13 protein-coding genes and 1 pseudogene are annotated in these 14082 nt (G+C 27.8%); 12 read left to right on the top strand and 2 right to left on the bottom strand.

The genetic code is table 11. From position 1 onward, the window contains the following. Positions 1-205 precede the first annotated feature (205 nt). From BUA77_RS00780 to BUA77_RS00755, 6 genes are all read left to right on the top strand, one after another. A complete protein-coding gene (locus BUA77_RS00780; protein WP_072886505.1) occupies positions 206-808 on the top strand; it encodes a TetR/AcrR family transcriptional regulator in 603 nt (200 codons plus the stop codon). 151 nt (positions 809-959) lie between these two features. Then, complete coding sequence (locus tag BUA77_RS00775; protein WP_072886504.1) at positions 960-2975, top strand: methyl-accepting chemotaxis protein; 2016 nt, start codon at positions 960-962, stop codon at positions 2973-2975. Positions 2976-3191: 216 nt separating this feature from the next. Beyond that, on the top strand, positions 3192-4772 hold the full coding sequence (locus BUA77_RS00770; RefSeq protein WP_072886503.1) for a sodium-dependent transporter: 1581 nt from the start codon (positions 3192-3194) through the stop codon (positions 4770-4772). Between the two features lie 220 nt (positions 4773-4992). Further along, a complete protein-coding gene (locus BUA77_RS00765; RefSeq protein WP_072886502.1) occupies positions 4993-5688 on the top strand; it encodes a hypothetical protein in 696 nt (231 codons plus the stop codon). A 292-nt stretch (positions 5689-5980) separates the two neighbouring features. Further along, positions 5981-7339: a 23S rRNA (uracil(1939)-C(5))-methyltransferase RlmD gene (rlmD, locus tag BUA77_RS00760; RefSeq protein WP_072886501.1), complete on the top strand. Its 1359-nt coding sequence runs from the start codon at positions 5981-5983 to the stop codon at positions 7337-7339. A gap of 459 nt (positions 7340-7798) precedes the next feature. Next, positions 7799-8131, top strand: a complete 333-nt coding sequence (locus tag BUA77_RS00755; RefSeq protein ID WP_072886500.1) for a type II toxin-antitoxin system HicB family antitoxin — start codon at positions 7799-7801, stop codon at positions 8129-8131. Positions 8132-8420: 289 nt separating this feature from the next. Here the strand turns inward: BUA77_RS00755 and BUA77_RS00750 are convergent, their stop codons facing one another. After that, positions 8421-8906 carry a tyrosine-type recombinase/integrase gene (locus BUA77_RS00750; protein ID WP_330389942.1) on the bottom strand — a complete coding sequence of 162 codons (486 nt, stop codon included), beginning with the start codon at positions 8904-8906 and terminating at the stop codon, positions 8421-8423. A 29-nt stretch (positions 8907-8935) separates the two neighbouring features. After that, positions 8936-9091, bottom strand: a complete 156-nt coding sequence (locus BUA77_RS13645; RefSeq protein ID WP_159428926.1) for a hypothetical protein — start codon at positions 9089-9091, stop codon at positions 8936-8938. A 305-nt stretch (positions 9092-9396) separates the two neighbouring features. On the opposite strand from BUA77_RS13645, the pseudogene BUA77_RS14780 reads away from it, so the two are divergent. The 6 genes and pseudogenes from BUA77_RS14780 to BUA77_RS00720 all read left to right on the top strand — a co-directional run. Then, positions 9397-9489 (top strand): annotated as a pseudogene (locus tag BUA77_RS14780) (Fic family protein); the annotation flags it as partial. A gap of 43 nt (positions 9490-9532) precedes the next feature. Further along, positions 9533-9664: a hypothetical protein gene (locus BUA77_RS14630; protein WP_330389936.1), complete on the top strand. Its 132-nt coding sequence runs from the start codon at positions 9533-9535 to the stop codon at positions 9662-9664. A gap of 115 nt (positions 9665-9779) precedes the next feature. Next, positions 9780-10349 carry a restriction endonuclease subunit S gene (locus tag BUA77_RS00735; protein ID WP_072886499.1) on the top strand — a complete coding sequence of 190 codons (570 nt, stop codon included), beginning with the start codon at positions 9780-9782 and terminating at the stop codon, positions 10347-10349. Between the two features lie 15 nt (positions 10350-10364). Beyond that, the gene (locus BUA77_RS00730; protein ID WP_072886498.1) at positions 10365-11894 is read left to right on the top strand and encodes a type I restriction-modification system subunit M; all 1530 of its coding nucleotides are present in this window, start codon (positions 10365-10367) and stop codon (positions 11892-11894) included. A 14-nt stretch (positions 11895-11908) separates the two neighbouring features. Beyond that, positions 11909-12772, top strand: coding sequence for a DNA damage-inducible protein D (gene dinD / locus BUA77_RS00725; protein WP_072886497.1), 864 nt, complete (start codon positions 11909-11911; stop codon positions 12770-12772). Beyond that, entirely contained in the window at positions 12773-14074 is a 1302-nt protein-coding gene (locus BUA77_RS00720; RefSeq protein ID WP_072886496.1) for a restriction endonuclease subunit S, read from the top strand. Positions 14075-14082: the final 8 nt, after the last annotated feature.

Here is a 14082-nt window from a genome sequence, read left to right as displayed (position 1 = left end):
TAGGCCATGGCTTACTCCTTTTTATTATTCCTATAAAAGCATAAAACAGAATATAAAAGAAATATATGGATAAACATAAAATAAAATCATTACAGTTTTTATGAAAATATTGAAAAACTGATAAAATAATTAAAATTTTTCTAGGATTAAACGATAAATATATTAGAATTATAAAATAAGTAAGTAAATATTAGGGGGCTCTCAAATGACATCACAAAAAATAAAAAAAGTAGCTTTAGAACTTATGGCCCAAAAAGGATATGAGGGAACTAGTCTATCTGAAATTGCAAATAAAGTTGGAATAAAAAAACCTTCTATATATGGCCACTTTTTAAGTAAAGAGGAATTATTTTTTTCGGTGTTAAATGAGGAAATGATTAGATTTGAACTCTACATAAAAAAAATGTTAATAGATGTTGAAATTAATAATATACAGAATACTCTTTTTGATTTTTTAAAAGGTTTCATTCAATATTTCTATAAAGACTCCGCAAGAAGAGGATTTTGGAGTGGAATTATATTTTTTCCACCATTTGAATTAAGAGAAAAAATAAAAATTAAACTAAACAGTATTGATGAATTGATTTATAATAATATATCAGATATCATAAGCAAAAGAATAAAAGTTAAGGGTATTTCAAAAAAAGACTTAGATAAGCTTGTATATTCGTATATATGCATTCTTAAAGGAAGCTTTACTATGCTTATATATGATGATAAATTTAACATTAAACGACTTAAAGACATTTGGGAGATATATTTGAGTGGAATTGAAGAAAAAATAGTTAAAAATGATAATGAATTTTAAGCTATTTTAATCAATAATTTTATTAAGTTATAATTTGTTAAAAAATATAAAAAATTTTAAAAATATATTACTATATAAAATAATAAATATGATAAAATAATATATGACATAAATCCAAAATTAATCTTCTTGGTGAAAGGAGCTAGATTGAATGACAAAATTTTTAAAATTTAAGCATGGATTGATATCTAAACTAATTATAGTATTTATTTTATTAATAACTATTCCATTAAGTACTTTAGGAATAAGTACATATTTAAAATCTACTTCTATTTTAGAAAATCAATTAAAAGATAATTCTTTTGAAATGGTTAAACAAATAAAAGAAAACGTTACCACTTTTATAGAAGAAAATGAATATAACATTATTCAAATGTCTCGTGATCCTAATGTTCAAAGAATTTTAGCTACTCCAACGGCTGAACCTTTTATGATGAAGACTTTTGAAAGTTTTAAATATGCACATCCATCTGTTCAATCTATTTATTTAGCTACTAATGATGGCAATATGCATATATATCCTCAAGTAGAACTTCCAGAAGGATATGACCCTACTAAAAAAGACTGGTATAAAGATACTGTAAGTAAGAATAGTATATTATGGGCAAATCCTTATAAAGACATAGCAACTAAAAAAATGATTACAACGATTTACATACCTGTATATAACCTTTTAGGAGCTAATGAATTTGTAGGAGTATTAGGTATAGATATATCTTTAGATAGTTTCTCGAATAAAGTAAATAGGCTTAAAATTGGTAAAAATGGTTATGCTGTTTTAATTGATGAAAACTTAAATATTATTACTCATAAAAACAAATCTCTTATTGGAACACATGTAGATGTAAAAGAAATAGTAGCTGGTATTAAGAAATCTAGAGAAGGAACTATAGAGTATAAAAGAGAAGAAAAAGGAATTATAAAAGAAAAAATTGCTTTATTTTCAAAAATAGATAAATTAGGATGGGCTGTTTTAGTAACTATATACACTGATGAAATAAAAGACGATACAAAAGTTTTATTTAATAATACATTATTTGTAGGACTAGTTTCTGTATTAGTAGCTATTTTTATAGCTATAAAATTTGCTAAAAACTTAACAAAACCTATTAACATTCTTTTAGATAGCATGAAAAAAGCAAGAGAAGGAGATTTTAGAGTTAGATGTAATTTGAAAAATAAAGATGAAATAGGATATATAGGAAAAGGTTTTAACGATATGCTTGATGATATAGGCACTCTTATAAATAATGTGAAGCGAGTATCAGAGGAATTAAACCTATCTGCACAAAATTTAGCTGCAAATGCAGAGGAAACTAGTGCTTCTGCTGAAGAAGTAGCAACAACTATTAGACAGATATCAAAAGGAGCATTAGAACAAGCAAGTGAGTCGGAAACAGGCGTAGTATTAACATCTAATCTTGCAAATAAATTAAATGAGCTTTCAGAAAGTACAAATGATATATTAGATAATGTGAAAGAAGTAAATAATGCTAATTTAAGTGGTGCTAAAATTATAAATGAACTAAAAGAAATAACAAAATTAAACAATGAAAATACAAAAAAGGCTCAAGAAGCAATATTTGAACTTAATAATAAAGCAAAAAATATAGTTAATATACTAGATACAATAACTTCTATAGCAGAGCAGACTAATTTATTAGCATTAAATGCATCAATTGAGGCAGCTCGTGCTGGAGAGGCTGGAAAAGGATTTGCAGTGGTTGCAGATGAAATAAGAAAACTTGCAGAGAGTTCAAGTAATGCTGCAAATGAAATTAAAAATATTACTACTGATATTCAAGATGAAAGCAGTAAAACTGTAGAAATTATGAATGAAGTTAAAGAAAGTAATGTAAAGCAGTCAAATACAGTAACTCATGTTAATAATTCCTTTGACATAATTAAAAATTCTATTGATAAAATTACAGAAAAAATTAAAACAATTGGAGAGTACGTTTATGATATAAATACTGATAAAGAAAGTATAGTAAAATCTATTGAAAGTATATCTTCGGTATCGGAAGAAACAGCAGCAGGAGCACAGGAGGTTAGTGCTTCAATGCAACAGCAGGCAAGTGCTGTGGAAGAAGTTGCAAATTCATCAGATATGTTAAGTCAACTTGCTATGAATTTGAATGAAGAAATAGGTAAATTTAAAATATAGTATTTGTATAAGTAAAAAATCCTAATTTTTTGATTGAAATTAGGATTTTTTGTTTGTTAAAAATTAAATTTCAGAAAAATTGGAAAAATCGTTTGATTAATATAATTTGAAATAGTATAATAATAACTAAATATATGTATCGTGTATAATATTTACCCAAAATACATATACATATATACAAACTAATATTTAAAAAAATAAAGGAGGGATATTTAAATGTCAAATTCAAGAGAAAATTGGGGGTCTAAGATAGGGCTTATCTTGGCCATGGCAGGAAATGCCATAGGACTTGGTAACTTCTGGAGATTCCCTTATCAAGCTGCTAGTAATGGTGGCGGAGCCTTCATGATTCCATATTTTGCTGCACTTATTATAATTGGTATACCTGTTATGCTTATTGAATGGAATCTTGGACGTTATGGTGGTAAATATGGTCATGGAACACTTGGACCAATGGTTTATCTACAAGCTAGAGAAGGAACTAAACCAAGAAATGCTGCAATAATAGGAGCTGTTTGTGGATCGATGGCTTTTGCAGTAACATTACTTGTTAACTCATACTATAATCATATTATAGGATGGACATTAGGATACAGTTTCTTATCAGTAACTGGTGGATATATGGATACTGCTAAATCTACTGGTGAAATATTTGTAGGGTATGTTCAAAATCCATCAATGGTATTTATTTTCTGGGTGCTTACGTTAGCAGGACTTGCATTTGCAGTTATGCGAGGGGTTCAAAAAGGTATAGAGGCTTGGGCAAAGCTTATGATGCCTGTACTTTATACTTTTGGTATAATACTTGCGATAAGAGCTTTAACTATAGGAAGTCCAGTAAATCCAGATTGGTCAGCTATGAAGGGACTTAATTATATTTGGAATCCTGATTTTAGTGCACTTAAATGGAAATCAGCAATTGCAGCTGCAGGACAGGTATTCTTTACATTATCTATAGGAATGGGTATTATATGTAATTATGCTTCTTACTTAAAACCAGATGATGATGTTGTAGTATCATCTTTTGCAACTATTTCGTTGAATGAATTTGCTGAGGTTATACTTGGAGGAACAGCAGTTATACCTATAGCTTATGCTTTCATGGGACCTGAAGGAGTTAGTGCTGGAGTTGGTCTTTCATTTATAGCACTTCCTAACGTATTTAGATCAATGGGTGGAGGACAATTTGTTGGTTCGCTTTGGTTCTTACTATTATTCTTCGCAGGATTTACTTCTGCTATAGCAATGTACAACTACTTAGTTGCTTTAATGGAAGAAGATTTAGGTATTCAAAGAAGTAAAGCTGCTTGGATAGTGTTCATTGGATATATAGTAGTAGGTCTGCCAGTTGGACTTGAGCCAATTTTAACTAAAACAGCGGATCTTGCATATTTAACAGAAGTAGACAACTGGGTAGGTTCTTATCTGCTTATAGTTCTTGGAGTACTAGAGGTTGTTGTTGCTGCATGGCTTATGGGAGATAAAGCTTTAGAAGAAATGAATAGAGGAGGAATATGGAAAATACCAAAATGGTTCTTTAATCTATTCCATAAAACATTAACTCCTTTAGTTACAATTATTTTGTTGTTCTTCTCAACAATAGATTACATTAAAGCTGGATACTTTAAATTAGTTCCATCTTTTGTTGAAAAATCACCTCAGTTGGTTCCATGGGTTAATGGAGCAAGGGTTGTTATATTTGTTGTATTTATTGCAGGCTTTATGCAATCATATAAATCTATTAAGACTAAATACGCTAAAGAGCTTGATGAAAATAAAGTTTCTATTCGTGTTTAATTAAGGAGGGATTAATTATGACTAGTGCAGCACTTGGTTTTATGATTACAGTGTGGTCAATTATATTTATAAGCATTGCTGTTACACTAAGACCTCTTTTAAAAAATCAAAAATAAAAAAACCCCCGCCATATTGGTGGGGTTTTAAATATATAGAAAATATGGTAAAATAAATCGAAGGTATTTTCTGAATTTTTTGATGAATTATTGGAGGTGGTTCGATGAAGGCTTTAACTTTAATAAATACATTAAAGCAATTATCTGATTTAGTTAAAAGTTTAAAAAATATTAATAAATCTAAAAGAGAAAAATATTTAAATCAAATATCTAGTATTTCAAATCAATATGAGAAATTAGATGTTCCTACAGATTTAAGTAATATTTATGATTCTCTTTGTAATAAAGGTAAAAATCTTATAAAAGAACTCAAAGAAGATAGAAATTCAAAAGAAAACACTCATAAAATAGAAGTATATATTAGATATTTAAAAGCTGCAAAGGGAGATTTTGAAGGAAGTTCAAATTATGTAAATAAGTATTATAGAAGCTTTATTTTTACTACTATATTATTTTTAGCTTTATCACCTCAGTATTTTGGATTTATACTTCCAGCTGTATTTTTTATTCCTATATTTTTAGGAATAAAAGGTGTTAAAAATAGATCTATAAATGGACTTTATATGAGTCTTTCGGTAGTTCCAGTTGCACTTATGACTTCTTTTATATGGATAAGATACGGCATTTATGCATTTTCTAATTATCAAATAGCAATTTCTAAAGTTATACAGGATACAGGAAGGTCAATTTCAGTAGCTAAAGCATTAGTTACTATACCTCCAATTCTTGCACTTATACTTTTAACACTTGCACTAGTACAAGGTTATAGAGGATATAAAAGTAAAGATTTATTTGTATAAAAGCAATTATATTACTTTTAAAGTTAATAAAAACTTGTTATTAAAAAGTCTTCTAAATGAAGGCTTTTTTATAACGAATAGGAAATTATATTCCTATTTAAATTGTGGATAAATATAAATTCCGTTATGAATTTTAAGCAACGGAGTCCGTTAGGACTCGTTGGCGTCATGAAATTTCAAAAAAGTCTACATTTAAAATCTTTAGAATGAAGACTTTTTTAATTTAATACTTTATATGCGTTTTGTTTTTTGGTAATATTAATAGATGAAATTTAATATAAGGAGAGAATTTATGTTAGAAAAAGGAAAAAAGTATATAGTTGATATAGTAGATATTGGCCATGGGGGAGTTGGGATAGGAAAATACGAAGGATTCACTGTATTTGTTGAAGGTGGACTTATACAAGATAAAATAAAAGTTAGAATAATAAAATCAAAAAAGAACTATGCAGAAGGTGAAATAGTAAAAATAATAGAGAAATCTCCTTTTAGAGTAAATAGGAAATGTTCAGATGATTTAATAGATTGTGGTGGATGTCAAGTAATGCATCTTGATTATAAAAAGCAGCTAGAAATTAAAACGAATTTAGTTAAAGAAACTATAAAAAGAATAGGTAAAATAGAAAATGTAAAAATACATGATACTATAGGTATGAATGAACCTTTTAGGTATAGAAATAAAGCACAATTTCCAATAGGAAAAAATAATAATGAAGCTGTACTTGGATTTTATAAGAAAAAGAGTCATGAAATAATACCTACTGATAAATGTATTATACAACATGATGTAAATGATAAAATAGTTAAGATAATAAAAGAGTATATAAATAAATTCAGAATAAGCATATATGATGAAAAAAAACATGAAGGATTACTAAGACATTTAGTTACTAAAGTAGGATTTAAGACTAAAGAGGTAATGGTAGTTCTTGTAGCTAATGGACAAGATATACCACATACTGATGAATTAATAAATGAATTAAAAGAGAATATACCTGGATTCAAGACATTAGTTTTAAATATAAATACTAGAAAAGGGAATGCTATACTTGGAAGAGAGAATAAGATTTTATATGGATATGGGATTATACAAGATTATATAGATGATCTTAAGTTTAATATATCGCCACTTTCTTTTTTTCAAGTAAACCCTATTCAAACAGAAGTTTTATATAATAAAGCTTTAGAGTATGCAAATCTAACAGGAAATGAAACTGTATTTGATATATATTGTGGGATAGGAACTATATCACTGTTTTTAGCTAAGAAAGCTAAAAAAGTATATGGTATTGAAATAGTAGAGGATGCAATAAAAGATGCTAAAGTAAATGCTAAAATGAATAATTTAGATAATACAGAATTTTATGTAGGAAAAGCAGAAGAAGTAGTTCCTGATTTATATAAAGAAAGGAAAAGAGCTAATGTAGTTGTAGTTGATCCACCTCGTAAAGGGTGTGACGAAAAGGTACTTGAGACTATTGTAAATATGAAGCCAGAAAGAGTTGTTTATGTATCTTGTAATCCATCTACTCTTGCTAGAGATTTAGCGTATTTAGATGAAAGAGGATATAAATGTGAAGAAATTCAACCAGTTGATATGTTTGCCCATACAATGCATGTTGAAACGGTAGTGTTGATAGAGAAGAAATAGGTTGAAATTAAGGCTTTTAAAGGTTATTGAATGAATTTAATAGTGTATAAGATGCTCCTTCAGATTAAGACTGAGGAAGTTTTTATTTATAGGGATTTTACATTCATGCGGAATGTACAAATTGGTAAAAAAGAAGGAGTTTTGTGGATTTGTATTGAATATTTTAGTGCAGTGCCAGATGAACTAGTTGATTCTTAGGGATAATATAAAAATCTATAAAAAGTTGTTGTTAATATTGCACTTAATGTGTATAATAATATTAGAAACGAAAGAATCGGTAAAACCCCAACCGTATAAATGGGGAGTTAAAAGAGTATGTAGAGTAGCTAAGTTGCTACTCTATTTTAGTGTCAGGGGGATAAAAATGGGTAACGAAATTTACATATGTTCAATTATTAATCAATATGTAGAATATTTGAGAAATTTTGATATAATACCATTTATGACGGAGGAAATTTTATGAAAATAGGATATTATGCTATTTTTGATTACAATGAGTATGATAAAAAAGAAGAAGCTTATGGAATATCTATATCATTTCCAGATATACCTGAATGTATAAGTTGTGCTAGATCAGAAGAAGAAGGGATTTTAATGGCTCAAGAAGCTTTAAAATTAAACACATTAACGATGCAAGTTTATGAGTTACCCAAAATGACTCCGTTAAAAGATATAAATTTAAAAGATAATGAAAAAGCTTTTTATATATCATACAATACTGAAGATATAGATTTGTCCGAATTTACCTTTTATGATAATGAGGGAAATGTCATATTTTTACAAAGAAAATAAAATATAAGAGGATTAGGCTTCACAAATTCTTATAATATGGATGGCACTAGACATCTAGATCATACACTTCATATGGAAACATATGAGGTGTTTTTTACGTAAAAAAAAGAGGGGGGATAAAAGGGGGTAAACCTATTATTTCTGCGAAATACTATCATTACTCTATCAAAACACATGTGGAAACGGTTTGTCGCATAGTTAGAAAATAACTGGATTTCAGCTAATTCAATATTATAAAAATAGCTATTTGCCACCCATTTGCCACCGTCGAATTTTGTTCGGTGGCAAATTATTTTATTTTGGAATTTAATGCTTGCTCAAATCTATTTACACTATATTGATTCATTTTATCTGTTACATGTGAATAAGTGTCCATAGTTGTTGCTAATTTACTGTGACCTAATCTTTTTTGAATGTCTTGTATATTTGCTCCAGATTCTAAAAGAATAGTAATAGTAGCATGAGTATGTCTTAAAGAGTGAAAATTAAAATTAATACCAAGCTCATAATTTACAACTCTACTTAAATATTTTAAGCTGTCAGTAGATACTAATTCTCCATTTTCTTTAGTACAAACTAAATTAGCATTATTATATTGTTTATTAGCTTCTTCAAATTTGTATAAATTATTACTGTAGTATTCACCATATTTAAGTTTATTTTCTAATTGGTATTTTTTATGTTTTTTAAGAATATCAATTAATGTTTTTCCTTCTTCAAAATCTATACAACCCCAAGTAAGACCATATACTTTTGAAGCTCTCATTCCTGGTATTAAAAGATATTTGCAAAGGTATATAAAAACTACTTTATAAAAGGAAATCTATCTATTATTTTATTAAAATCATCTATAGATATAACTTTTAAATCTTCTTTATCTGTTTTTCTAGTATTATATTTTGGCATAGAAACATATTGCATAGGATTTTGTTTTATAAGTTGATAAGGATATACAGCCATTTTTAAAGCTCCTAAAGAAGCAATAGATTATATAGAAGATATAGTAAGAAAAGATATAGATATTAGTGAAACAGTTATTAAAAATATTCATTATATTATTTTAAAAAGTATAAACAATGAAAATGCAGGAATATATAGAAATGTAAATGTGTTAATAAGTGGTAGTAAACATAGACTACCGCAGCATTTTTTAGTAGAAGATCAAATGAGAGAATTGATTTGTTGGTACAATGAAAACAAGACAAAGCTTCATTCCTGGGATTTGGGATTAAGTTTTTGGAGCAGATACGTACAATGAAAACAAGACAAAGCTTCATTCAGTAGAACTTGCAGCAATATTTCATCATAAATTTACTTATATACATTCTTTTATAGATGGTAATAAGACTTCTTACTAATTTAATATTAATGAGAAGTGGGTATCCTATTTGTGTAATTAAAATGGAAGATAGAGATGAGTACATGAATGCATTAGAAAAAGCAAGTGTAGATAATGATTATACTGACTTTATTAAAATTATAGAAAAAGCAGTAGATACTAGTTTAGATATGTATCTTTATATTGTTGGATAACCTAGAGAAAATTTTCTGGGTTATTTTTAAATTATAACAAAAAATATTATTGACAATAAACTTTATTTTGTTATACCATAAAAATAACAAAATGGAAATTGTAGGAGGTGATTTAATGAAACTTGAAAATATAGCTGAAATTAGAACAGGACTTGTTTTATCTCGCAAAAAAGCTAAATCTTCTCCAGAAAAAATATATAAAATACTTACTCTTAAAAGTTTTGAAGAACATGGAGAAATAAACATAAATGAACTTGAAGAATTTGAAAGTAGTGAATTACTATCGCCTTTGTATTTAACTAAAAAAGGAGATGTAATAATAAGACTAAGTAGTCCGTATACAGCAGTTTATATAGAAGAAAATTTAGAAGGAGTTGTAATACCATCTCTTTTTAGTGTTATAAGATTAAAAAATAATAAAGATATACTTCCAGAGTTTTTAGCTTTATATCTAAATTCAGACTATGGTAAAAGACATATAAATAAGTTTGCTGTTGGATCAGCTATATCTACTATTAGTACAAATTTTTTAAAAAGCTTTATAGTTAAAGAATTTTCAAAAGATATACAGACAAGAATGGTTGAAATAAATAAGCTTCATATAAGAGAGAAGAAATTGCTCAAAAATTTAATTGAAGAAAAAGAAACTTTAAATAAATCAATTATAAACAGTATAATAAATTAAAAGGAGGCATTATAAATGACTCAAAAAATAAATCAAGAAGAAATAAATAATATATTATGGCAGGCCTGTGATACATTCAGAGGTAAAATAGACTCATCAATATATAAAGACTATATTCTTGTAATGCTATTTATTAAATATCTAAGTGATACATATAAGGAACACTATGAAGAATATGCAAAAAGATATGATGGAAATGAAGAAAGAATAAAAAGAGCCATGGCAAGAGAAAGATTCGTTCTTGATGAAAAATCTACTTTTGAATATTTATATGACAAAAGAAATGATTCAGAAATAGGAGACATTATAAATAAAGCACTAGAACATATAGAAGAAGAAAACAAAGGAAAATTAAGAGGCGTATTTAGAAATATAGATTTTAACAGTGAAATTGTTTTAGGAAAACCTAAAGAAAGAAATGCAATATTAAAACATTTATTAGAAGACTTTAATAAATTAAATCTTAGACCTTCAAGATTATCAGGAAATGATGTAATAGGAGATGCATATGAATATATGATAGCAAAATTTGCATCTGATGCAGGGAAAAAAGGTGGAGAATTCTTTACACCATCTATGGTATCTGAATTACTTGCAAGACTTGTAAAACCTGAGGAAAATGACAGAATATATGATCCAACATGTGGTTCAGGATCACTTCTTATAAAAGCATTTAATAAAGTTCCAAATAAAAAAGCACAAATATATGGACAAGAAAGAAATGGACAAACACATTCACTTTGTAAAATGAATATGTTCCTTCATGGAATAGATGATGCTCGTATAGCTTGGGGAGATACATTATCAAATCCACTTCATCTTGAAGATGATAAGCTTATGAAGTTTCAAGTTATAGTTTCAAATCCTCCATTTAGTTTAGACAAATGGGCTATGGGCTTTGCTGGTGAAACTAATACTGATAAAAAGTTTAAAATGGAAGCATCACTTGATCCATATAGAAGATTTGAATGGGGAGTTCCTCCTAGTTCAAAAGGAGATTATGCTTTCGTTCAACATATGCTTTATTCACTTGCTGAAAATGGAAGAATGGGAGTAGTTCTACCTCATGGAGTTTTATTTAGAGGAGCTTCAGAAGGAAAAATAAGAAAACAAATTATAGAACTGAATCTTTTAGATGCAGTTATAGGACTTCCAGAAAACTTATTCTTTGGAACTGGAATACCTGCTTGTGTATTAGTGTTTAAAAAGAACAGAACTAAAAAAGAAGTTCTTTTCATAGATGCATCAGGGGAAGGAAATTATGAAAAAGGTAAAAATCAAAATGTATTAAGAGAAGAAGACATTCAAAAAATAGTTGATACTTATGAAAAATATGAAAGTATAGATAAATACTCTTATGTAGCAACAATAGATGAAATAAAAGAAAATGACTATAACTTAAATATTCCAAGATATGTAGATACTTTTGAAGAAGAAGAACCTGTTGATATGGATGCAGTTAAAGAAAATATAGCAAATATTAAAGCTGAGCTTAAAGAAGTAGAAAAGCAAATGGCAAAATACATTGAAGAACTTGGATTATAAAGGAGGGCTTTAATATGGGAGAGATTGAAAAATACAATGAAAGTGTTTTTGAAAATATAAAAAATATAAATGAATACGATCAAGAATTTTGGTATGCAAGAGATTTGCAGCAAATTTTAGAATATAAGCGATGGGATAAATTCTTAAATGTTATTGAAAAAGCAAAAATTGCTTGTAAAAATAGCAATTATGATATTTTAGACCATTTTTCCCACGTGGGAAAAATGGTTAAGTTAGGTTCGGGTGCTCAAAGAGAAATAGACGATATAATGCTATCGAGATATGCTTGTTATCTTATAGTACAAAATGCAGATCCAAGAAAAGAAGTTGTAGCACTGGGACAAACTTATTTTGCAGTTCAAACAAGAAAACAAGAACTACAAAATGAATTTGAGTTAATGGATGAAGATAGAAAAAGACTTGCCATTAGAAATGAATTAAAAGAACATAATAAAAAATTAGTAGAAGCAGCTCATAATGCAGGTGTTAAAACTAATATAGAATATGCAATTTTTCAAAATCATGGCTATATGGGACTTTATGGAGGATTAACTGCTAAAGATATTCATATAAAAAAAGGCTTAAAGAAAAGTCAACAAATACTTGATCATATGGGAAGTACAGAACTTGCAGCTAATCTGTTTAGAGCAACACAAACAGAAGAAAAACTAAGACGTGAAAATATTAAAGGAAAAGATAATGCAAATAATGCACACTTTGAAGTTGGAGCAAAAGTAAGGCAAACTATAAAAGAATTAGGTGGTACTATGCCAGAAGATTTACCAACTCCCCAAAAAAGTATAAAGCAAATTGAAAGAGAAGAAAAGAAAAAATTAAAGCTTATAGGAAATAAAAAGAAGCTTACAAGTGGAAAGTAGGTGAGGAAATTGAAGCAGGAGATAAAAGAAAGAATAGATATGATAAATAGAGGAGAAATTCCAGAGGGATATAAGAAAACTAAGGTTGGTATTATACCTGTAGATTGGGAAGTTAAGAAACTGAAAGATATATCAAATATTAACAGTAAATCTTTAGATAATTCAGTTGATAAAAATTGTATGTTTTATTATTATGACTTATCTTGTGTTGATAATGGAAATATTAAACATCCTAATGAAAAAATTTCTTTCAATTCTTTGCCTTCTAGAGCAAGAAGAATTTTTAATACAAATGATATTTTAATGAGTACAGTAAGACCTTACCTTAAAGGTTTTGCTAAAGCTAGTTTTGAAACTTCTGATTGCATTTGTTCAACTGGTTTTGCTGTTATATCAAGTAAAAATATAAATGACATAGATTTAATTTATCAAAATTTATTTAGTTATGAAATTGAAAAACAGATTAATAGTTTATTGGTTGGATCAAACTATCCTGCAATAAATAATAAAGATGTACAAAATTTAAAAATTCCTTATTCAACTAAACAATATGAGCGTAAAGCGATAGGTAAAATACTTTCAACTTGGGATAATGCCATGGCTCTTAAAGAAAAACTACTTGAACAGAAAAAACAGCAGAAAAAAGGACTTATGCAAAATTTATTAACTGGAAAAGTAAGGCTTCCTGGATTTGATGGAGAATGGAAGAAAGTTGAATTAGGAGATATTGTAGAGTGTTATAATAGCAAATCCTTAGAAAAATATTTTAATCAAGAAACTGGGCTTAAAGTAATTTCAATAGGCAACTATTCTGTAGATGGAACATATATAGACAAAGGTATTCTAGTGGAATTAAATGAGGAAACAAAAAAATATGTCTTAAATAAAAATGATTTAGCAATGGTTTTGAATGATAAAACAAAGGAAGGACGAATTATTGGAAGAGTATTACTAATTGATGAAGATAACAAATATATATTTAATCAGAGAACTGCAAGGTTAGTAGTTAATAATGAGCTTGTATTAAGTAAATATTTGTACTATCTAATTAATAGTGATGAATTCCATCGGAAAATATTTTCAATATCACAGGGTGGAACACAGATATATATAAACATTAAACCTCTATTAAGACTCAATACTAGAATACCTGGACTTTTAGAGCAGGAAAGTATATCTAATTTCTTAGATGCAATGTCAAAAGAAATAAAACTTCTAGAAAAAGAACTTGAAGCACTTAAAGAGCAGAAAAAAGGACTTATGCAGTTACTTTTAACAGGAAAAGTAAGAGTAAAGGTTTAGGGGGAGAT

Source organism: Tepidibacter formicigenes DSM 15518 (assembly GCF_900142235.1).
GTDB classification, from domain to species: domain Bacteria; phylum Bacillota; class Clostridia; order Peptostreptococcales; family Peptostreptococcaceae; genus Tepidibacter; species Tepidibacter formicigenes.
Note: the sequence above shows the minus strand (reverse complement) of the source record. Positions and strands in the feature narration are given on the sequence as shown.

Bases quoted from the DNA above. Each gene is read 5' to 3' on its own strand.
- BUA77_RS00780 (WP_072886505.1), top strand. From the start codon at position 206: ATGACATCACAAAAAATAAAAAAAGTAGCTTTAGAACTTATGGCCCAA.
- BUA77_RS00775 (WP_072886504.1), top strand. From the start codon at position 960: ATGACAAAATTTTTAAAATTTAAGCATGGATTGATATCTAAACTAATT.
- BUA77_RS00770 (WP_072886503.1), top strand. From the start codon at position 3,192: ATGTCAAATTCAAGAGAAAATTGGGGGTCTAAGATAGGGCTTATCTTG.
- BUA77_RS00765 (WP_072886502.1), top strand. From the start codon at position 4,993: ATGAAGGCTTTAACTTTAATAAATACATTAAAGCAATTATCTGATTTA.
- rlmD (WP_072886501.1), top strand. From the start codon at position 5,981: ATGTTAGAAAAAGGAAAAAAGTATATAGTTGATATAGTAGATATTGGC.
- BUA77_RS00755 (WP_072886500.1), top strand. From the start codon at position 7,799: ATGAAAATAGGATATTATGCTATTTTTGATTACAATGAGTATGATAAA.
- BUA77_RS13645 (WP_159428926.1), bottom strand. From the start codon at position 9,091: ATGGCTGTATATCCTTATCAACTTATAAAACAAAATCCTATGCAATAT.
- BUA77_RS14630 (WP_330389936.1), top strand. From the start codon at position 9,533: ATGGAAGATAGAGATGAGTACATGAATGCATTAGAAAAAGCAAGTGTA.
- BUA77_RS00735 (WP_072886499.1), top strand. From the start codon at position 9,780: ATGAAACTTGAAAATATAGCTGAAATTAGAACAGGACTTGTTTTATCT.
- BUA77_RS00730 (WP_072886498.1), top strand. From the start codon at position 10,365: ATGACTCAAAAAATAAATCAAGAAGAAATAAATAATATATTATGGCAG.
- dinD (WP_072886497.1), top strand. From the start codon at position 11,909: ATGGGAGAGATTGAAAAATACAATGAAAGTGTTTTTGAAAATATAAAA.